The organism is Streptomyces sp. NPDC001056 (genome assembly GCF_053598955.1).
Genome location: NZ_JBSFLI010000046.1, coordinates 1 through 20,399, shown reverse-complemented (window position 1 = coordinate 20,399; position 20,399 = coordinate 1). Strand labels below are relative to the sequence as shown.

Sequence of the window (20,399 nt, the reverse complement as noted above, 5' to 3'; positions counted from 1 at the left end):
AGCGGCTCGGTGGGCCGGCTCGACTCGCGGGCCGTCCCGCCTCGGTCGTCCCCGTTCGCGGCCCCGTTCAGGGATGCGACAGCTGCCCCGCGCCGCCCCGCCGCCGTATCCGCTCCTGCCGGCGCAGCGCCCGCCGCTCCTCGCGCCGGTGCGCCCGCCGCTCGCGGCGCAGTGCGCGCGCCGTGCTGCTCGGCTCGGAGACCACGCCGTACCGCTGGTTCCACACCTGGCGGGTGACCCAGACGTCGACCACGGCCCAGGTGGCCACCACGGTGCTCGCCACGCTGCTGATCACCATGGGGAAGGCCGCCCAGGAACCGGCCATGGTGCACAGGAACGCCACCATCGCCTGTATCAGCGTGACCGAGATGATGATCAGTGACCGAACCGCCGCCGTCCGCACGGGATCGGGCAGCGGATGCCGCCGCGCGGGCTCCTCGACCCACAACGGCCGGTGGTCCCGCCGTGCTCCGTACTGCTCCGCAGTGCCCTTCACCGTGTCACTCACTCCCCACCGCCGGGGGACCCTCGCCCCACGCCCGAAGTCCCGACTCCCCAGTAACTGCCCGGCCTGCGCTGGTGTACGCCGCCGGTGTGCGGGACGGGGCCACCGCGGCCCGATCCGCCCCCACTCCCGTCAATAAGGACGAGCAAGGCCCCGCGAAGATTCCCGCCTTGGGAAAAATTCCGGCCAACCGCCCTTCCCTGCCAAGGTGTCCGGGTCCTGGGTACCCGCCGGATCACGGTGGCAATCTCCCGCAATGCCCGGACAACTCGCCCCGTACCGCCGCCGCGACGGAAGTACACCTTCCGGACATGCCTTCGAGTTACCTGCATGGCGGTAGTAGGCTCGCGCCGTTTGTTGACGCACATGCGCACCCCCGGCCCGCGGGGGTCGAGCTGGGGGAGGCCATGCGCTTTCGCGGGAAGTCGATCCGCCGGAAGATCGTGGCGCTGCTTCTCGTGCCGCTGCTGTCCCTGACCGCCATCTGGGGTTTCGCCACGGTGGTCACGGGCCGTGACGTGGCCCAGCTCTTCCGGGTCTCCGACGTCATGCAGAACATCGGCTATCCCACCGAGGACACCGTCCGCGTCCTCGAACAGGAGCGCCGCCAGACCCTCGTCTACCTCGCGGACCCGCGCGCCGCCGACTCCCTGCCCGCGCTCCAGCGCACCCGCACCGCCACGGACCGCGCGATCGCGAAGATCCGCGAGAACGCGCGGGAGCGCCATCTGCGCCACGGCCTCGGCACCCAGGGCAGCGAGCACCTCACCGCCGTCCTGGACGCCTTCAACGGCCTGGACTCGCTGCGCCACAGCGCCGAGGGCGGCACCATCAGCCGCGCCCAGGCCCTCGACCTCTACAACCGCGTGATCGACCCGTGCTATTCGCTGCTCGGCGGACTCGACGGCATCGACGACGTCGAGATGGACAAGCAGTCGCACGCGCTGGTCAACCTCACCCGCGCCCGTGAGCTGCTGTCCCGGGAGGACGCCCTGCTCGGCTCCGCCCTCGTGGTCGGCCGGCTCACCCGCGAGGAGACCCGCGAGATCTCCGACCTCGTGGCGCAGCGCACCCTGCTGTACGACATCAGCCTGCCGCTGCTGCCCGCGGCCGAGCGCGAGCGCTACGAACGGTTCTGGACCAACGCCGGTACCGCCCCGCTGCGTTCGGCCGAGCAGTCCGTCATCGAGAACGGCTCCGGCACCCCTGGCGAGGTCACCGCCAAGAGCTGGGACTCCGCCGCGGGAAGCGCCCTGGCCGGCCTCGGCACCCTGGACGACCAGGCGAGCGACCGCTTCCAGGACCGAATGCACCCCGTCGCCATGCGAGTCATCGCCCAGGGCGCCGTCGCGGGCCTGCTCGGGCTGCTCGCCCTCCTGTCCTCCCTCGTCCTGTCCGTCCGGATCGGCCGCGGCCTCATCCGCGACCTGCGCCGACTGCGGCGGGAGGCGCACGAGGCGGCCGGCGTCCGGCTGCCCGGCGTGATGCGCCGCCTCTCGGCCGGCGAACAGATCGACGTGGAGACCGAGGTGCCGCGTCTGGAGTACGACAAGAACGAGATCGGCGAGGTCGGCCACGCCCTCAACACCCTGCAGCGCGCCGCCGTCGAGGCCGCCGTCAAGCAGTCCGAACTGCGCGCCGGCGTCTCCGAGGTCTTCGTCAACCTCGCCCGCCGCAGCCAGGTACTTCTGCACAAGCAGCTCACCCTCCTCGACACCATGGAACGCCGCACCGAGGACACCGACGAACTCGCCGACCTCTTCCGCCTGGACCACCTCACCACCCGTATGCGCCGGCACGCCGAGGGCCTGGTGATCCTCTCCGGCGCCGCTCCGTCCCGGCAGTGGCGTCGCCCCGTACAGCTGATGGACGTGGTCCGCGCAGCCGTCGCCGAGGTCGAGGACTACGAGCGCGTCGAGGTACGGCGCCTGCCGAGGGTCGCCGTGACCGGCCCGGCCGTCGCCGACCTCACCCACCTCGTGGCCGAACTCCTGGAGAACGCAACGGTGTTCTCGCCCCCGCACACCGCCGTCCAGGTCATCGGCGAGCGGGTCGCCAACGGCTTCACCCTGGAGATCCACGACCGGGGACTCGGCATGACGCCCGAGGCGCTGCTGGACAACAACCTGCGCCTGGCCGAGACCCCCGAGTTCGAACTCTCCGACACCGACCGGCTCGGCCTGTTCGTGGTCAGCCGTCTCGCCCAGCGGCAGAACGTCCGGGTCTCCCTCCAGCCCTCGCCCTACGGCGGCACCACCGCGATCGTCTTCATCCCGGACGTGCTGCTCAGCGACGAGGTCCCGGACACCAACGGCATCGGTTTCCGCCTCGACCGGGAGCGCACGGGGAAGAACTCCGGGCGCGCCGTGGGCGGTTCGCGAGCGCCGCTGCCGCTGTCCGGCCTGCCCACCACCGTCCTGGACGGCCCGGTGGAACTGGAGTCGCCCGTCGATCTCGACGCCCTGGACGACTTCCCCGGCGCCCTGCCGGACGAGGACAGCGAGCGCGGCGGGCTGTTCCGCCACCGCCGCGCCCTGACCCGGGCCGACGGCCCCGACGGGGAGCGGGGGAGCGACCGCCCGGCGGGGGAGGACAGCGGCGAGCACGGGCTCGTGCCGCTGCCGGGCCGCCGGCCGCCCAAGCTGGTCAGCTCGCACGGCAGGCCGGTCAGCGACCAGCGCGGCCGCCGCGACGACACGGACGCGGACCCCGGCGACCGGGACGCGTACGGCGCCGACCGCGAGCCCCACCGTCCGGGCCGGGAGCCGGACCGCGCCGACCTCGGCGGCCCGGCCCCCCTGCCCCGCCGCGCCAAGGTGGTTCCGCGCCCGGCCGAACCGGCCGGCCGCGTCGAGTCCGGCGACCTTCCCGCGCCTGCCGACGGGATCGGATCCGCCCACCGGCTCGATTCCGCCGACCGGCTGGAACCCGCCGCCCACCGGCTCGGCCCCGTCGACCGCCTCGGACCTCGCGAGGCACCCCCGGCCACCGGCCCTCGACCCGCCCGCACGGCCGACGGCGACACGTCGGAACCCGGCGACGGCGCCCTGCCCCGACGCGTGCGGCAGGCCAGTCTCGCCCCCCAGCTCAGGCAGGACCCCGAACGGCGTACCGGGCGCGGCGACGCGCCCGCCGACCGCGACGCCGACGAGGTCCGCAGCCGGATGGCCTCGCTCCAGCGCGGCTGGCAGCGCGGCCGCGAGGAGAACGCCACGGGCGAGACCGCCCGCACGGGCACAGCACAAGGAACCACTAAGGGGGACGGTCGATGACCGCACCGAAGGCGACCGACCACACGGCGACGGGCAACGGGGAGCTGAACTGGCTCCTGGACGACCTGGTCGACCGTGTCGCCAGCATCCGCAAGGCCGTCATCCTCTCCGGGGACGGTCTGCCCACCGGGGTGTCCAAGGACCTCACCAGGGAGGACGGCGAGCACCTGGCCGCCGTGGCGTCCGGCTTCCACAGCCTCGCCAAGGGCGTGGGCCGCCACTTCGACGCGGGCGGCGTCCGCCAGACGGTGGTCGAACTGGACGAGGCCTTCCTGTTCGTCACCGCGGCGGGCGACGGCAGCTGCCTCGCCGTCCTCTCCGACGCCGACTCCGACGTCGGCCAGGTCGCCTACGAGATGACGCTCCTGGTCAAGCGGGTCGGTGTGCACCTGGGCACCGCCCCACGCACGGGCCTGCCCACGGGCGGGTAGTGGGATGACATGAGCGAAGACGGTCAGGTGAGCAACCACTGGTTCGACGACGACGCCGGACCGGTCGTCCGTCCGTACGCCATGACGCGCGGCCGTACCACCAGTACGGCCCAGCACCGCCTCGATCTGATCGCGGTGGTCGTCGCGGAGCCCGCCGCCGGGGACCCGGAGACGGATCCGACGCTCTCGCCCGAGCACGTGGACATCGTGGGCCTGTGCCGCGGCGCCCCGCAGTCGGTCGCGGAGCTGGCCGCGGAACTCGACCTGCCCATCGGCGTCGTCCGGGTCCTCGTCGGCGACCTCGTGCACGCGGAACTCGTCCACGTCACCCGGCCGGTGCCCCCGGCCGAGCTGCCGGACGAGAGTATTCTGCGCGACGTGATCAACGGCCTGCGGGCCCTGTGACCGGCGCGGAAGCGGAGTACTGACGTGACAGGCTGGCAGTTCTGGGTCGACCGAGGCGGCACCTTCACCGACATCGTCGCGCGTCGCCCGGACGGCCGCCTGCTCACGCACAAGGTGCTCTCCGACAACCCGGCCCGGACGCAGCCCGGGGCCGGCCCGGACGGCGGGTCCGGCACGGGCGACGGCCGCCCCGCCACCAGCGCGGACGCCCCCGCCGCGGACTCCACCGACGCCGCCGTCGCCGGCATCCGCGCTCTCCTCGGTGACTCCCCGGAGCCCGTCGAGGCCGTCCGCATGGGCACCACCGTCGCCACCAACGCGCTCCTGGAACGCACCGGCGAACCCACCCTCCTGGTCATCACCCGCGGCTTCCGCGACGCCCTGCGCATCGCCTACCAGAACCGGCCCGACATCTTCGCCCGCCGCATCGACCTGCCCGAACTGCTCTACGAGCGGGTGGTCGAGGCCGACGAACGCATCGCCGCCGACGGCACGGTGCTGCGCGCCCCGGACCTGGACGCGCTCGCGCCGCGGCTCCGGGAGGCGTACGACGACGGAATCCGCGCCGTCGCCGTCGTCTGCCTGCACAGCCACCTCCACCCCGCCCACGAACGCGCCATCGGCGAACTCGCCGCCCGCACCGGCTTCCCGCAGATCTCGCTGTCCAGCGAGGTCAGCCCGCTGATGAAGCTGGTCCCGCGCGGCGACACCGCCGTGGCCGACGCCTACCTCTCGCCGGTGCTGCACCGCTACGTCCGCCACGTGGCCGACGAACTCCGTGGCGTACGGCTGATGTTCATGCAGTCCAACGGCGGGCTCACCGAGGCCGGACAGTTCCGCGGCAAGGACGCCATCCTGTCCGGACCGGCCGGCGGCATCGTCGGCATGGCCCGCATGTCCCAGCGCGCGGGCTTCGACCGGGTCATCGGCTTCGACATGGGCGGCACCTCCACCGATGTCTCGCACTTCGCCGGCGAGTACGAGCGGGTCTTCGACACCCAGGTCGCGGGCGTACGGCTGCGCGCGCCGATGCTCGACATCCACACCGTGGCCGCGGGTGGCGGCTCCGTGCTCCACTTCGACGGCTCCCGCTACCGGGTCGGCCCCGACTCGGCCGGCGCCGACCCCGGCCCCGCCTGCTACCGGGCCGGCGGCCCGCTCACCGTCACCGACGCCAACGTGATGCTCGGGCGGATCCAGCCCGCCCATTTCCCGGCCGTGTTCGGGCCCGGCGGCGACCAGCCCCTGGACGCGTCCCTCGTCCGCGACCGGTTCGCCGGCCTTGCCCGCGAGATCCACCGGGCCACCGGCGACCAGCGCACCCCCGAGCAGGTGGCCGAGGGCTATCTGCGCATCGCCGTCGCCAACATCGCCAACGCGATCAAGCGGATCTCCGTCCAGAAGGGCCACGACGTCACCCGCTACGTCCTGACCACCTTCGGCGGCGCGGGCGGCCAGCACGCGTGCCGGGTCGCCGAGTCGCTCGGCATCCGCACCGTCCTCGTACCCCCCATGGCCGGGGTCCTCTCCGCGCTCGGCATCGGCCTCGCCGACACCACCGCCATGCGCGAACAGTCCGTCGAGGCCCCCCTGGAGCAGGCCGCCATGCCCGGCATCCGCGGGGCGGCCGCCGACCTGGAGGCCGCGGCCCGCGCCGAACTCGTCGCCGAGGACGTCCCCGAGGACCGCATCCGGGTCACCCACCGCGCCCAGCTCCGCTACGACGGCACCGACACCGCCCTCACCGTCGAACTGGCCGAACCCGAGGCCATGCGGGGCGCGTTCGAGGAGCGCCATCGCGCCACCTACTCCTTCACCCTCGACCGTCCGGTCGTCGTGGAAGCCCTCTCCGTCGAGGCCACCGGCGTCACCGCACCCCCCGATCTGACCGCCCTCGCCCCGTACGAGGGACGGCCCGCCGCACCCGAGACCGTCCGCCTGCACACCGGCGGCTCCTGGCGCGACGTACCCCTGCACCGCCGCGAGGCCCTTCCTCCCGGCGAGACCGTCACCGGCCCCGCGATCATCACCGAGGCCAGTGCGACGACCGTCGTGGACCGGGGCTGGCGGGCCGCGGCCACCGACGACGGGCATCTGCTCATGGAACGCACGGCGGTCACGGAGAGTTCCCGGGCGAGCACGGAATCCGATCCGGTTCTTCTGGAGGTCTTCAACAACCTCTTCATGTCGATCGCCGAACAGATGGGCGCGCGACTGGAGTCCACCGCCCAGTCCGTCAACATCAAGGAACGCCTGGACTTCTCCTGCGCCCTGTTCGACCCGGACGGCAACCTGGTGGCCAACGCCCCCCACATCCCCGTCCACCTCGGCTCCATGGGCACCAGCGTCAAGGAGGTCATCCGCCGCCGCGGGACCTCGATGCGGCCGGGCGACACCTACGCCGTCAACGACCCGTACCACGGCGGCACCCATCTGCCCGACGTCACCGTGATCACCCCGGTGTTCGACGCCGACGCCCCGGCGGACACGGGAAGCGGCCCGCGGATCCTCTTCTACGTCGCCTCGCGCGGCCACCACGCCGAGATCGGCGGCATCGCCCCCGGCTCCATGCCCGCCCACAGCCGCACCATCGAGGAGGAGGGCGTCCTCTTCGACAACTGGCTGCTCGCCGAGGGCGGCCGCTTCCGCGAGGAGGAGACCCGGCGTCTGCTCACCGAGGCCCCCCACCCCTCCCGCAACCCCCGCACCAACCTCGCCGACCTGCGCGCCCAGATCGCCGCCAACCAGAAGGGCGTCGACGAAGTCCGCCGCATGATCGGCGAGTTCGGCCTCGATGTCGTACAGGCCTACATGCGGCACGTCCAGGACAACGCGGAGGAAGCCGTCCGCCGCGTCATCGACGCCCTGGACGACGGCGCGTACGCCTACGAGACCGACTCCGGCGCCGTCATCCGCGTCCGGGTCCACGTCGACCGGGCAGAACGCCGCGCCACCATCGACTTCACCGGCACCTCCGCCCAGCTGCCCACCAACTTCAACGCCCCCTTCGCCGTCGTCAACGCGGCCGTCCTGTACGTCTTCCGCACCCTGGTCGCCGACGACATCCCGCTCAACGACGGCTGCCTGCGCCCCCTGGACATCGTCGTACCGCCCGGCTCCCTGCTCGCCCCCGAGCCGCCGGCCGCCGTCGTCGCCGGCAACGTGGAGACCTCCCAGGCCATCACCGGCGCGTTGTACGCCGCGCTCGGCGTGCAGGCCGAGGGCTCCGGCACGATGAACAACGTCACCTTCGGCAACGAACGCCACCAGTACTACGAAACCGTCGCCTCCGGCTCCGGAGCGGGCGACGGCTTCCCCGGCGCCGACGTCGTGCAGACCCATATGACCAACTCCCGGCTCACCGACCCCGAGATCCTGGAGTGGCGGCTGCCCGTCCGCCTGGAGGAGTTCGCCGTCCGGCGCGGCAGCGGCGGCGCCGGCACCTGGCGCGGCGGCGACGGCGCCGTGCGCCGCATCCGGTTCCTGGAGCCCATGACCGTCTCCACCCTCTCCCAGCACCGCCGCGTGCCCCCGTACGGCATGGCGGGCGGCGAGCCCGGCGCGCTCGGTGCCAACCGGGTCGAGCGGACCGACGGCGGCGTCACCGATCTCGGCGGCAGCGGTTCCACCGACGTCGGCCCCGGCGACGTACTCGTCATCGAAACCCCCGGTGGCGGCGGCTACGGCCGCCCGTCGCCCGAACCCCAGCAAGCAGGAGAAGTGAACGATGGTCCTCGGGCGTTCTGAGCACGGCAATTCCCCGGTCGAGCCCGTCACGCTCAAGATCCTGGTGGCGGGCGGCTTCGGCGTGGGCAAGACCACCCTGGTCGGCGCGATCAGCGAGATCCGGCCGCTGCGCACCGAGGAGCAGCTCACCGAGGCCGGACGCCCCGTCGACGACACCAGCGGGGTGGAGGCCAAGAAGACCACCACCGTGGCCATGGACTTCGGCCGGATCACCCTGCGCGACGACCTGGTGCTGTACCTCTTCGGCACGCCCGGCCAGGAGCGGTTCTGGTTCATGTGGGACGAGCTGTCCGAGGGCGCGCTCGGCGCCGTCGTGCTCGCCGACACCCGCCGCCTGGAGGACTGCTTCGCCGCCGTCGACTACTTCGAACGGCGCTCCATCCCCTTCCTGGTCGCCGTCAACTGCTTCGAGGGGTCCGCCCGTTACCCCTCCGAGTCGGTGCGCCAGGCGCTCGACCTGGATGCCGGGGTGCCCGTGGTGCTCTGCGACGCCCGCGACCGGGAGTCGGCCAAGGGCGTACTCGTCGACCTCGTCCAGCACGCCATGCGCTACTCGGCCGAACGCCGCCGGCCGGTTCCCAGCTGAGCGGCGGGACGGTTCGAGCGCGTCCGAGCGGAGCCCTCACCGCGCCTGCTCGATGGCCGCCCGCCCCACCTGCGCCGGAGCCCACGCCCCGCCGCCGCGCCGTACCTCGTGGCCGTCCAGCCCCGCGCGTCCGAGCACCCAGCTCGCCCCGCCGAGGGCCTTGGCGGCCTGCTTCAGCGGCGCCAGCCGGGCGGCGGCCTGGCGGTGGTCGTGCACGCTGCCCGGCCCGCACACCACGGTCGCCAGCGACAGTGTGACCGGCAGCCCGCCCGCCGACCAGGGCGTGTCGAGCACCGCGGCGGCGAGCGTTCCGAGCACCTCCTCGTCGGCCAGCACCAGGAAGTCGTCCCCGCCGATGTGCCCCACCCGCGCCTGCCCGGCGACCGCCCGCGTCAGGGCCCGCCCCACCGAGCGGATCAGCTCGTCGCCCGCGGCGAACCCGGCACCGTCGTTCACCTTCTTGAAGTGGTCGATGTCGAGCCAGCTCAGCGCGAACGGCCGCCCGTCCGCGATCCGCCGGTCCACCTCACCGGTGATCGCGTCCGAACCGGGCAGCCTGGTCAGCGGATTGAGCCCGGCGGCCTCCTCCACCCGGCTCTCGGCCAGCGCCCGCACCAGGTCCGCGAGCCGTACGACGCCCACGCACCGCCCATGCGCGTCGACCACCGCCACGTCGTCGCTGGTCCGGTCCCGGCCGCCGATCGCCACCACGTCCAGCACCTCCCAGGCGGTGGCGTCCACCCCGACCGTGCGCGGCGCGTCCCCGAGTCTCGCGGCGGGCCGGTCGGCGTACAGGGCGTGCCCGTAGCGCCCGGACATCGACAGCAGGAACCGCGAGCGGTGCACCGACCGCACGGGCCGGCCCGCCTGGTCCACCAGGAGCACCCCGGAGACGTCCGGCGAACCGGTCAGCAGGGCCCGCACCTGCCCGGCCGACGCCGTCGACGGCAGCACGGCGGCCGGGCGCACGAACTCCCGCACCGACGGCCCGGTCCTCGGGACCGCCGGGGCGGCGGGGGAGAGGGGCGGCACATAGACGTCCGCCGCGGGGATCCGGGCCGGCGGCGCGAACAGGTCGCCCTGCGCCAGCTGGGCCCCCGCGGACACCGCCGCCGCGTACTGCCTCTCGGTCTCCACCCCCTCCACGGCGACAAGGGCGGCCAGCTCCTCGCACAGCGTGCGCATCGCCCGTACCGCGGCCGGCCGGGCCAGCAGCGAGGCGTCCAGCTTGACCAGGTCGGGACGGAGGTCGGTGAGCAGCCGCAGCGGCACATCGCCGTCCCCGACCCCGTCCGCGCTGATCCGGAACCCCTGCTCCCGCAGCGCGGCCACCGCCTCCAGCAGCGCCCGCTGCGGCACATGCGTATAGGGCGGTACGACGTCCAGCGTCACCTCCCAGGGTCCGCGGCCCGCCGCCCGCACCGCGTCGTGCAGCGGGGTGAGGCCGCCGAGGTCGGCGAGCGTGGCCGCGAACACGTTCACGTGCAGCGGCATCAGCCGCTCCCTGCGCATGGCCGCTCGGAGCGCCCACACGGTCAGCGCGCCGTCGAGTTCGGGGTCACGGCGGGCCTCGGCCAGGATGTCGCCGGTCTCCGGGCGGGCGAGTGCCTCCAGTGCGGCGACCGCGCCCGTCCTCAGGTTGACCAGCGGCTGGAAGGCGAAGCGGAGAGTGTCCGTCCAGGAGTGCACGGGAGCATGATGGCGCCGCGCGCGTGCGCCCAGGGTCAGTTCATGAGACGTTCACACAGGATTCCCGACCGGTCACGCAACGTGGCGGCTCCCGTGGCCCCGCTTGCGTACGAGGCCCCCGCCGCATACCCCGGATAGCCGCCCCGCACCGTCTCCGGGTGCTGGGACAGGCGGCCCCCGGGGCTCGGGAAGGGCGACGGGGGGCGGTACCTGGTGTCGGTGTACGACCAGACGCGCCCCGTGCGCGACAGGGGGACCTCCTCCAGGGCGAGAATCCGTCCCCCTCGCCGGCGAACCAGCCGTTGATCGCGGGTGTCCGAGTGTGCGGCAAAGCCCCGTCCGGCCTGGTGGAACTGACGAAGCGTCAGAAGTGTGCCACGGTCGACCGGAAATGGGCAGACCGTGCCGGCCACGGACAACATCACTTACGGAAGACGTCCTTCCTGTGATCGGATACAGTCCGCGCGTGTCCGAGAATCAGCAATCAACTGCCAACTCCGCGCCGGGATCGCACTGTTCCGCCTGCGGAGTGCCCTATGGAGAGGGCGTCACCGGCTGGCCGCGCACCTGCCCGTCCTGCGGCACCGTCGCCTACCGCAATCCGCTGCCCGTGGCGATCGCGCTCCAGCCCGTGTACGACACCGAGGGCACCGCCCTGGTCGTCATCACCCGAACCGTCGAGCCCGCCCGCGGCGGCACCGCCCTGCCCGGCGGGTACGTGGACGACCGCGAGGACTGGAAGCAGGCCGTCGTCCGCGAACTCAAGGAGGAGACCGGCATCGACGCGGCCGCCCGCGACGTGCGCCTCGTCGACGCCATGAGCTCGCCCGACGGCCATCTGCTCCTCTTCGGCCTGCTGCCCGAACGTCCGGCCGACGTCCTTCCCCCGTCCGGCCCCACGTCCGAGACCGAGGGCTGGCACCTGCTGCGCCGCCCAGAGGACCTCGCCTTCCCGCTGCACAGCGTCGCCGTACGGGCGTGGTTCGAGGGCCGCTACTGATCCACCGGACCGAGCCGGGCGCCCGTACGCGCCGGGCCCACCCGACCGCCCCGGGTGCCCGTCCGCACCCGGGCGTCACCGGGCACCCGGCCGACCGGGCCGCGTACACGGGCGACCCGTCCACCTACCGCCCTCGGCTCATCCGCCCGGCGCCTGCCCGGCTCACCCCGCTGGGGTCCGGCGGGCCCGTGTCCCTGGGCGTTCGGCCGATCGGGCCGTCCCGTGCGTGCCCGGCCCCGGGCACTGTCCGCCCTCGGCTCATCCGCCCCCGCGTGACCAGGTCCCCCGGCCCCCTTGGATGCCTCCGACTCACCCGAGCCTTCGGACCATCCGGCTCACTCGGGCCCCGCACCTACCCCGGCCGAACCGCATGCCCCCGCACCTTCCCCGCCCACGCCTCCCCATCCGAGCCTCCCCGCACCTCCGCCGCACCCGCCCCATTCAAGCCTCCCGGCACCTCCACCGCACCCGCCCCGCCCGAGCCCCGGCACCCGTCACCCCCGCGCCGGCTCACCCGAGCCCCCGCACCCGGACCGGCCGACCAGGCTCGCTCGTGCCGTCCTCTCCCTCCCGTGTGACCACCACGTTCCGGCCCTGTCGGCGGGTCACATACCGTTCGATCTCCGGTTCGTCCCAGCCGTCACCCGCGTCCGGCACGACCAGACCGCCTCCGGTCCGGCCGGGCGCCGGTGCCCACACCTCCAGTTCGAGCCCGTCGTCGCCGCGCACCGGCAGCACCGCGCCCGCCCGTGCGAAGACCGGTATCCGGGACAGCGGCGCGTCCACGACAACCGGCCCGGGACCCTCGTACACCCGCTCCGTCGCCGTGTCGTACCACCGCCCCCGCGGCAACCGCACCACACGCCGGTCCGCGCCCGGGTCCAGCACGGGCGCCACCAGCAGACTGTCGCCCAGCAGGAACGCGTCCTCGCAGTCGCGCAGGGCCCGGTCCTCCGGCGCGCTCCACCACACCGGGCGCACATAGGGCGCGCCGGTGCGCCGGGCCAGATGGGAGAGCGTCACGAAGTACGGCAGCAGCCGCCGGCGTTCGAGCAGCGCCGCGCGCGCGTGCTCCAGCACCTCGGGCCCGAACTCCCACGGCTCACGGCGCCCCGCCCGCAGGCTCGCGTGGGTGCGGAACAGCGGCAGGTACGCGCCGAGCTGGAACCAGCGCAGATACAGCTCCGGCGACGGGCTGCCGCCGAAGCCGCCCACATCGGGGCCCGAGTACGGCACCCCGCACAGACCGAGCCCCAGCACCAGCGACAGAGACGCCCGCAGCCCCGGCCAGCCCGTCGCCACGTCGCCCGACCACGTGCCGCCGTAACGCTGCATCCCCGCCCAGCCCGACCGCGTGAACAGGAACGGCCGCTCCTGGGGCACCAGTTCGCGCAGGCCCTCATAGCCCGCGCGCGCCATGCACAGCCCGTACACGTTGTGCGCCTCGCGATGGTCCCCGCCGCGCCCCTCCAGGGCGTGCCGGGCCGAGCGCGGCAGCGTGGGCTCGCCGAAGGCGTTGAAGGACACCGGCTCGTTCATGTCGTGCCAGAACCCTGCGAAGCCCTGCGCGAGGCGCTCCTCGTACAGCCCGCCCCACCAGTCACGCACCCGCGGATGCGTGAAGTCCGGATAGACGGACTCACCGGCCCACACCACCCCGAGCACCGGCCGCCCCGAGGCGTCCCGCACGAACGCGTCCACGGCCGTGCCGCCCTCGTACACCGCGTTGCCCGGCGCCACCTTCACGGCCGGATCGATGATCGACACCAGCCGGATGCCGTCCCGGCGCAGCTCCTCCGCGAGCACCGGCAGCTTCGGGAACCGCTCCCGGTCGACGGTGAACACCTGGTGGTCGTCGTAGTGGTCGATGTCCAGATGGACGGCGTCCAGGGGCAGCCCGCGCTCCTGGTAGCCCGAGACGATCCGGCGCACCTCCTGCTCGCTGCCGAATCCCCAGCGCGCGTGATGGTGACCGAGCGCCCAGGCCGGCGGCAGCGCCGGCGCGCCGGTCAGCGAGGCCCAGGTGTGCAGCACCCGCGACGGCGCGCCCACCATCACCCAGCAGCGCAGCGGACCACCGTCCATCCGCAGCTCGCAGCGCCCCGCCCGGTCGTGCCCGGACCCCGCGCCCTCCTCGCCCTCGCGTAGCAGCACCGTGCCGTCCCACGTGGTGTCGTGGAACACCAGATGCGTCCCCGCGTCCGCCACCACCAACTGCACCGGCATCGTCAGATACAGCGGATCGTCACCGGGCTCGAACGAACCGCCGGGATCGGTGTTCCACAGCCGGTACGACCCGTCCCGCAGCCGGGGCCCCGACGCGCGCCCGCCGAGCCCGAAGAACCGGGCGTCCGCCGGCACCTCCGAGCGCTGCATCCACCGCGCCGGACCCCCGCCGACCGGCTCCCACCAGCGCGGCGGCAGCTCCCGGCGCAGCACCACGCCGCCCGGTGTGCACACCTCCACCGCGCCGTGCCGCGAGACGACGACCGTCACCCGCTCGGCCACCACCCGCCAGCCGCCGTCCTTGTCCGGCTCCAGCACCGCCCGCGGGTCCGGCTCGGGACAGCCCCGCGCCAGCGCGTACGACGGCTCCGGCGCCGCCCCGTCCCAGCCCCAGAACACCGCGCCGTTCACCGCGACCATGACCCGCAGCTCAGACCGGCCGAACCGGATCACCCCGCCCCCGGGACCCGGCGCCACACTCTCCACCTGACCCGGAACCCGCGCCCGCTCCGCACCCCGCCGCGGCAGCCCGGCGGCATCGATCCGCCGTCTGCGCCACGCCGCCCGCACCCCCCGAGCCGCCCGCCCCGAACCGATCACACGCACCGAACGCACCAGGTCACGACCGTCCATGCTGCTCACCCTGCCACCGAGCGCCCCGCGCGCGCGTGCCGTTCAATTTCCGTTCACCTCCGCCGGACCCGCCGTTCCACCGAACCCGCCGCTTCACCAGGCGGATGATACGAAGCTCACCCTGGTGCGGAAGTCGATCACGTGGCATCGTCCCTGTCAGCCGCGTCACGCGCACACCCCAGCCGTGCGCGGACCGACGCACACGACGCGTAGAGTCCGGGAGCCGCCCCATGTCGACCGCGAACCCCCAGCCGCTCTGGCAGCCCGATCCCGAGCGGATCGCCCAGGCACGCATCACCGCGTTCCAGGCATGGGCCGCCGCCCACCACGGGGCCCCGGCCGAGGGCGGCTACGCCGCGCTGCACCGCTGGTCCGTCGACCACCTGGACACCTTCTGGAAGGCCGTCGTCGAGTGGTTCGACGTCCGCTTCTCCACGCCGTACACGCAGGTGCTCGGCGACCGCGCCATGCCCGGCGCCCAGTGGTTCCCCGGCGCCACCCTCAACTACGCCGAGCACGCCCTGCGCGCCGCCGCGGACCGCCCCGACCAGCCCGCGCTGCTGCACGTGGACGAGACCCACGAACCGCAGCCCGTGACCTGGGCCGACCTGCGCCGCCAGGTCGGCTCGCTCGCCGCCGAACTGCGCGCCCTCGGCGTCCGCCCCGGCGACCGCGTCAGCGGCTACCTGCCCAACATCCCCCAGGCCGTCGTCGCCCTCCTCGCCACCGCCGCCGTCGGCGCGGTGTGGACCTCCTGCGCCCCCGACTTCGGCGCCCGCAGTGTCCTCGACCGCTTCCAGCAGGTCGAACCCGTCGTCCTGTTCACCGTCGACGGCTACCGCTACGGCGGCAAGGAGCACGACCGCCGCGAGACCGTCGCCGAACTGCGCCGCGAGCTGCCCAGCCTGCGGGCCGTCGTGCACATCCCGCTGCTCGGCACCGAGGCACCCGAAGGCACCCTCGCCTGGTCCGCCCTGACCGCCGGCGACACCGAGCCCGTCTTCGAACAGGTCCCGTTCGACCACCCGCTGTGGGTGCTCTACTCCTCCGGCACGACCGGCCTGCCCAAGGCCATCGTCCAGTCCCAGGGCGGCATCCTGGTCGAGCACCTCAAGCAACTGGGCCTGCACTGCGACCTCGGCCCCGAGGACCGCTTCTTCTGGTACACCTCGACCGGCTGGATGATGTGGAACTTCCTCGTCTCCGGCCTGCTCACGGGTACGACGATCGTCCTGTACGACGGCAGCCCCGGGTACCCCGACACCGGCGCCCAGTGGAACGTCGCCGAACGCACCGGCGCCACCCTCTACGGCACCTCCGCCGCCTACGTCATGGCCTGCCGCAAGGCCGGCGTCCACCCGGCCCGCGACTACGACGTCTCGCGCGTCAAGTGCGTCGCCACCACCGGTTCCCCGCTGCCGCCCGACGGCTTCCGCTGGCTGCACGACGAGGTCCGCGAGGACCTGTGGATCGCCTCCGTCAGCGGCGGCACCGACGTCTGCTCCTGCTTCGCGGGCGGCGTGCCCACCCTGCCCGTGTACACCGGCGAACTCCAGGCCGCCGCCCTCGGCACCGACCTCCAGGCATGGGACCCCGGTGGCAGGCCCCTCGTGGACGAGGTGGGCGAACTCGTCGTCACCCAGCCCATGCCCTCCATGCCGATCCGCTTCTGGAACGACCCCGACGGCAGCCGCTACCACGACAGCTACTTCGACACCTACCCCGGCGTCTGGCGCCACGGCGACTGGATCACCCTCACCGGTCGCGGCACCGTGATCATCCACGGCCGCTCCGACTCCACCCTCAACCGGCAGGGCGTCCGCATGGGCTCCGCCGACATCTACGAGGTGGTCGAGCGCCTGCCCGAGATCAAGGAATCCCTGGTCATCGGCATCGAACAGCCCGACGGCGGCTACTGGATGCCGCTGTTCGTGCACCTCGCCCCGGGCGCCACCCTGGACGACGCGCTGCTCGACAAGGTCAAGCGGTCCATCCGCGAGCAGCTCTCGCCGCGGCACATCCCCGACGAGATCATCGAGGTGCCCGGCGTCCCGCACACGCTCACCGGCAAGCGCATCGAGGTCCCGGTCAAGCGCCTCCTCCAGGGCACCCCGCTGGAGAAGGCGGTCAACCCCGGCTCCATCGACGACCTCACCCTGCTCGCCTTCTACGAGGAGCTGGCCCGCAAGCGCGGCTGACGCCCCCGACCGTACGACCGGCCCCGGACCCACCGAGCACGGCGGAGTCCGGGGCCGCCTCATGCGTCATGAAAGTCGCAGGTCAGAGCCGTCACGCCGACCATTGTCAGTGCCCCCGATTACGGTGAGTGAGCACTGATCGACCGCGCACACATGGGGGAAACATGGCGCACACCGACCGGACCATGCGCAGCGTCCTGCGCCGCGAGATCGCCGGCACCATCGGCCTGCTCGCCGACGAACACGACTTTTGCGCCATGCGGCGCTACCGCAGCTTCGCCTTCGACGACCACGCGGCCTACCTCCGGCAGGTCGAGGCCGTCCTCAAGAAACGCGCCGCGTACGGCGGCCACACCACCCTCGCCCTGTTCGACCCCGATGACTACGCCGTGTACTGCGCCGAGACCGGCCTGGACCCCGACCTCCCCGCGACCCGGACCAGGTTCACCGCGGAACTCGCCGCGACCGGACCCACCGTCCCCTACGACGGCCGCCCGCTCGCCACGCTCGTGCCCACCCTGGTGGACGAGGCCGTACGCCGGGCCACCTGGGAGTACGCCACCACGCTCCTGACCCGCCTCGGCCCCTGCCCCACCTGCGGCGAGGACATCGGCCGGGCCGCCTTCACCCGCGCCTCCGACCTCCTGGTCCGCATCCTCGACACCGCGCCACCCGGCGACCGGCACCTCGTGTGCACCGTCTCCGGGCCACCGGAAACCCTGGTCTCCGTCCTCCACGGCGACGAGGACGCCCACGGCGCCACCCGCCTGGACGAGGCCGAGGCCCTGGAATTCACCAGCGTCCTCGCCCTGGGCCTCGCCACCCGCAGCCCCGGCGGACTCGTCCTGCGCACCAGCGCCCCCGGTGCCGCGGACCGCGTCCACGGCTGGCGGCTGCGCGCCGGCGCCCTCGAACCGCTCACCGCGGCCGAGGTCTTCGACGCCTACTGCACCGATGCCGAGTCCGGCGACCTCATCGCCCCGGAACCGGGCGTCGACTACTGCGCACCACCGGATCTGGGGGAGGGGAGCGGGGCGGACGAGCACCGCCACTGAGACCGGACACACCGGTACGTGACGGGGGCGCCCCACCCGAAGGCGGGACGCCCCCGCACGACCGGCCCCGCGGCTACTCGCCGGACAGCACGCCCTGAGCCGCGGCCCGCGCCTCCTCGGCGCTGTCCGCCGCGCGCGCCGCCGCCGCGGCCCGCTCGCACTGCGCCAGCGTGAACTTCGCCAGCGTCGCCCGCACATAGGGAAGCGACGCCGCACCCATCGACAAGGAGGTGACACCCAGACCGGCCAGCACACAGGCCAGCAGCGGATCGGACGCCGCCTCACCGCACACACCGCAGCTCTTGCCCTCGGCACGGGCCGCCTCCGCGGACAGCGCGACCAGGTCGAGGAGCGCGGGCTGCCAGGGATCCTGCAACCGCGACACCGCCCCCACCTGCCGGTCCGCCGCGAACGTGTACTGCGCGAGGTCGTTGGTCCCGAGCGAGAGGAACTCGACCTCCTGCAGGATCGACCGCGCCCGCAGCGCGGCCGACGGGATCTCCACCATGGCCCCGAACTTCGCCGGCAGGCCCGCCGCACGGCACGCGTCGGCGAACGCCCTCGCGTCCGTGCGGTCCGCCACCATGGGCGCCATCACCTCAAGGTAGACGGGCAGACCTTCGGCGGCCTTCGCCAGCGCGGTCAGCTGGGTGAGCAGGACATCGGGATGCTCCAGCAGCGTCCGCAGCCCCCGCACGCCCAGCGCCGGGTTCGGCTCGTCCGCCGGGGTCAGGAAGGCCAGCGGCTTGTCCGCGCCCGCGTCCAGCACCCGTACGACCACGCGGCCCTCGGGGAACGCCTCCAGCACCTGCCGGTAGGCCGCGATCTGCTTCTCCTCGGAAGGAGCGTCCTCGCCGTCGTCCAGGAACAGGAACTCCGTACGGAAGAGACCGACGCCCTCGGCACCGGCCGCCACCGCGGCCGGCACGTCCGCGGGACCGCCCACATTGGCCAGCAGCGGCACCCTGTGCCCGTCCGCCGTCGCACCAGGACCGATCGAGGCGGCCAGCGCGGCCCGGCGCTCGGCGGCCTGTGCCGTCAGCCGTTCCTTCTTCTCCTCGCTCGGGTGCACGAACACCTCACCGGTGCTGCCGTCCACCGCGACCACCGTGCCCTCGGCCAGCTCGACCGCGCCCGGGAGCGCCACCACGGCCGGCACACCCAGCGCCCGCGCCAGGATCGCGCTGTGACTGGTGGGACCGCCTTCCTCGGTCACGAACCCGAGCACCAGAGAGGGGTCGAGCAGCGCGGTGTCGGCCGGCGCCAGGTCACGCGCCACCAGTACGTAGGGGTGATCGCTGTCCGGCACGCCCGGCATGGGCACGCCCAGCAGCCGGGCGACGATGCGGTTCCGCACGTCGTCGAGGTCGGCCACCCGGCCGGCCAGGTACTCACCGGCTCCGGCCAGCAGCTCCCGGTACGCGGCGAACGCGTCGTACACCGCGCGCTCGGCCGTGCTGCCGACGGCGATCCGCCGGTCCACGTCCGCCATCAGCTCGGGGTCCTGGGCCATCATGGCCTGCGCTTCGAGCACCGCCTGGGCCTCGCCCCCGGCCAGGTTGCCGCGCGCCATCAGATCGGCGGCCACGGCGTCGACCGCCTGGCGGGCGCGGCCCTGCTCGCGCTCCGCCTCCTGCGCGGGGATCTGCTTGGCCGGCGGTTCCAGGACCGCCGTGCCCATGTGCCGGACCTCGCCGATCGCCACGCCATGGCTCACACCGACGCCTCGCAGCGTTGTCTCCATCTCACCCGTCTCCGGATAGTGCGGCGGGCCCCCGCCGCGGTGGGTCGTCCTGTACGCCGTCCTCATGACGGCACTGCCGTCAGTTCCAGGAGAAGAGGTCGGCGCCGGCCGTCACGTCACCGCTCTCGCGGACGTCGGAGAGGGCGTCGGCCGTCGCCTCCAGCGCGACGACGGGGCACACCGGCGACTTGCCGGCCTCCTCGACGGCCGCGGGATTCCAGCGCACGACCGGCTGACCACGCTTCACGGTGTCACCCTTGTTGACGAGCAGTTCGAAGCCCTCGCCGTTGAGCTGCACGGTGTCGATACCGAGGTGGGTGAGCACGCCGTGCCCGCTGTCGTCGACCACGACGAAGGCGTGCGGGTGCAGGGAAACGATCACACCGTCCACGGGCGACACGGCCTCGGAGGCCTCACGCACCGGGTCGATCGCGGTGCCGGGGCCGACCATCGCCCCGGAGAAGACGGGGTCCGGCACGGCGGCCAGTCCGAGGGCACGTCCTGCGAGAGGGGACGTCACGGTGGTCATGGGAGCCTCCCAGAAGTGGAGCTGCTCGCGGGCCTGAGCAGCAGGGTATGTCATGTGAAGTGGCGGTTCCGGATGAAAGCTAGCAGCTAGTGGTCTAGACCACCAACCTGGTGGATTTGCATGCCCTTCAGGGCCCCGTGTAGTGTCGTACTCCTGCCCGGGACGGAGCGACGCGAAAGCGCCCTCGCCCGACAGAAACCAAACTCGCAGGTCCTGACTCCGGATCTCCTTCTGCATGCTCGCAGAACGGCGGTCAGGGAGAAGGGAAAAGCCTGATAGAGTTTGAAACACCGAAGGGAAGCCCGGAGGAAAGCCCGAGAGGGTGAGTACAAAGGAAGCGACCGTTCCTTGAGAACTCAACAGCGTGCCAAAAGTCAAC

Annotated in this window: 13 protein-coding genes and 1 pseudogene; 8 read left to right on the top strand and 6 right to left on the bottom strand. The window is 73.3% G+C overall.

Annotated features, from left to right (window positions below):
* Positions 1 to 67: 67 nt before the first annotated feature.
* Positions 68 to 622, bottom strand: a complete 555-nt coding sequence (locus tag ACWDD7_RS34070; RefSeq protein ID WP_450460251.1) for a hypothetical protein — start codon at positions 620 to 622, stop codon at positions 68 to 70.
* A gap of 290 nt (positions 623 to 912) precedes the next feature.
* Between ACWDD7_RS34070 and ACWDD7_RS34065 the strand changes: the two genes are divergently transcribed.
* The 5 genes from ACWDD7_RS34065 to ACWDD7_RS34045 are packed head-to-tail and all read left to right on the top strand — an operon-like array spanning position 913 to position 8,946.
* Positions 913 to 3,777: a nitrate- and nitrite sensing domain-containing protein gene (locus tag ACWDD7_RS34065; protein ID WP_450460238.1), complete on the top strand. Its 2,865-nt coding sequence runs from the start codon at positions 913 to 915 to the stop codon at positions 3,775 to 3,777.
* The gene (locus ACWDD7_RS34060; protein ID WP_351869099.1) at positions 3,774 to 4,208 is read left to right on the top strand and encodes a roadblock/LC7 domain-containing protein; all 435 of its coding nucleotides are present in this window, start codon (positions 3,774 to 3,776) and stop codon (positions 4,206 to 4,208) included. Before ACWDD7_RS34065 ends, ACWDD7_RS34060 begins: the two co-directional genes overlap by 4 nt.
* A gap of 9 nt (positions 4,209 to 4,217) precedes the next feature.
* Positions 4,218 to 4,613, top strand: a complete 396-nt coding sequence (locus ACWDD7_RS34055; RefSeq protein ID WP_351869096.1) for a DUF742 domain-containing protein — start codon at positions 4,218 to 4,220, stop codon at positions 4,611 to 4,613.
* A gap of 24 nt (positions 4,614 to 4,637) precedes the next feature.
* Positions 4,638 to 8,360, top strand: a complete 3,723-nt coding sequence (locus tag ACWDD7_RS34050; RefSeq protein ID WP_450460237.1) for a hydantoinase B/oxoprolinase family protein — start codon at positions 4,638 to 4,640, stop codon at positions 8,358 to 8,360.
* Positions 8,341 to 8,946, top strand: coding sequence for a GTP-binding protein (locus tag ACWDD7_RS34045; RefSeq protein WP_450460236.1), 606 nt, complete (start codon positions 8,341 to 8,343; stop codon positions 8,944 to 8,946). The genes ACWDD7_RS34050 and ACWDD7_RS34045 overlap by 20 nt, the downstream gene beginning before the upstream one ends.
* A 36-nt stretch (positions 8,947 to 8,982) precedes the next feature.
* Here ACWDD7_RS34045 and ACWDD7_RS34040 read toward each other — a convergent pair whose 3' ends face one another.
* On the bottom strand, positions 8,983 to 10,635 hold the full coding sequence (locus ACWDD7_RS34040) for an EAL domain-containing protein (RefSeq protein ID WP_450460235.1): 1,653 nt from the start codon (positions 10,633 to 10,635) through the stop codon (positions 8,983 to 8,985).
* A gap of 188 nt (positions 10,636 to 10,823) precedes the next feature.
* Positions 10,824 to 10,901, bottom strand: a pseudogene (locus tag ACWDD7_RS34035) (benzoylsuccinyl-CoA thiolase); the annotation flags it as partial.
* A gap of 200 nt (positions 10,902 to 11,101) precedes the next feature.
* On the opposite strand from ACWDD7_RS34035, the gene ACWDD7_RS34030 reads away from it, so the two are divergent.
* Positions 11,102 to 11,635, top strand: coding sequence for an NUDIX domain-containing protein (locus ACWDD7_RS34030; protein WP_450460234.1), 534 nt, complete (start codon positions 11,102 to 11,104; stop codon positions 11,633 to 11,635).
* Between the two features lie 510 nt (positions 11,636 to 12,145).
* On the opposite strand, the gene ACWDD7_RS34025 is transcribed toward ACWDD7_RS34030, so the two are convergent.
* Positions 12,146 to 14,494, bottom strand: a complete 2,349-nt coding sequence (locus ACWDD7_RS34025) for a glycoside hydrolase family 31 protein (protein WP_450460233.1) — start codon at positions 14,492 to 14,494, stop codon at positions 12,146 to 12,148.
* Positions 14,495 to 14,724: 230 nt separating this feature from the next.
* Here ACWDD7_RS34025 and ACWDD7_RS34020 point away from each other — a divergent pair, with 230 nt between their 5' ends.
* Both ACWDD7_RS34020 and ACWDD7_RS34015 read left to right on the top strand, forming a co-directional pair.
* Positions 14,725 to 16,692, top strand: a complete 1,968-nt coding sequence (locus ACWDD7_RS34020; RefSeq protein WP_450460232.1) for an acetoacetate--CoA ligase — start codon at positions 14,725 to 14,727, stop codon at positions 16,690 to 16,692.
* 164 nt (positions 16,693 to 16,856) lie between these two features.
* A complete protein-coding gene (locus ACWDD7_RS34015; RefSeq protein WP_450460231.1) occupies positions 16,857 to 17,747 on the top strand; it encodes a hypothetical protein in 891 nt (296 codons plus the stop codon).
* Between the two features lie 73 nt (positions 17,748 to 17,820).
* Here ACWDD7_RS34015 and ptsP read toward each other — a convergent pair whose 3' ends face one another.
* Both ptsP and ACWDD7_RS34005 read right to left on the bottom strand, forming a co-directional pair.
* Complete coding sequence (gene ptsP / locus ACWDD7_RS34010; RefSeq protein WP_351869073.1) at positions 17,821 to 19,491, bottom strand: phosphoenolpyruvate--protein phosphotransferase; 1,671 nt, start codon at positions 19,489 to 19,491, stop codon at positions 17,821 to 17,823.
* 79 nt (positions 19,492 to 19,570) lie between these two features.
* Entirely contained in the window at positions 19,571 to 20,020 is a 450-nt protein-coding gene (locus ACWDD7_RS34005) for a PTS sugar transporter subunit IIA (protein WP_392218247.1), read from the bottom strand.
* Positions 20,021 to 20,399 lie beyond the last annotated feature (379 nt).

Bases quoted from the DNA above. Each gene is read 5' to 3' on its own strand.
- ACWDD7_RS34065 (WP_450460238.1), top strand. From the start codon at position 913: ATGCGCTTTCGCGGGAAGTCGATCCGCCGGAAGATCGTGGCGCTGCTT.
- ACWDD7_RS34055 (WP_351869096.1), top strand. From the start codon at position 4,218: ATGAGCGAAGACGGTCAGGTGAGCAACCACTGGTTCGACGACGACGCC.
- ptsP (WP_351869073.1), bottom strand. From the start codon at position 19,491: ATGGAGACAACGCTGCGAGGCGTCGGTGTGAGCCATGGCGTGGCGATC.
- ACWDD7_RS34015 (WP_450460231.1), top strand. From the start codon at position 16,857: ATGGCGCACACCGACCGGACCATGCGCAGCGTCCTGCGCCGCGAGATC.
- ACWDD7_RS34045 (WP_450460236.1), top strand. From the start codon at position 8,341: ATGGTCCTCGGGCGTTCTGAGCACGGCAATTCCCCGGTCGAGCCCGTC.
- ACWDD7_RS34060 (WP_351869099.1), top strand. From the start codon at position 3,774: ATGACCGCACCGAAGGCGACCGACCACACGGCGACGGGCAACGGGGAG.
- ACWDD7_RS34020 (WP_450460232.1), top strand. From the start codon at position 14,725: ATGTCGACCGCGAACCCCCAGCCGCTCTGGCAGCCCGATCCCGAGCGG.
- ACWDD7_RS34005 (WP_392218247.1), bottom strand. From the start codon at position 20,020: ATGACCACCGTGACGTCCCCTCTCGCAGGACGTGCCCTCGGACTGGCC.
- ACWDD7_RS34025 (WP_450460233.1), bottom strand. From the start codon at position 14,494: ATGGACGGTCGTGACCTGGTGCGTTCGGTGCGTGTGATCGGTTCGGGG.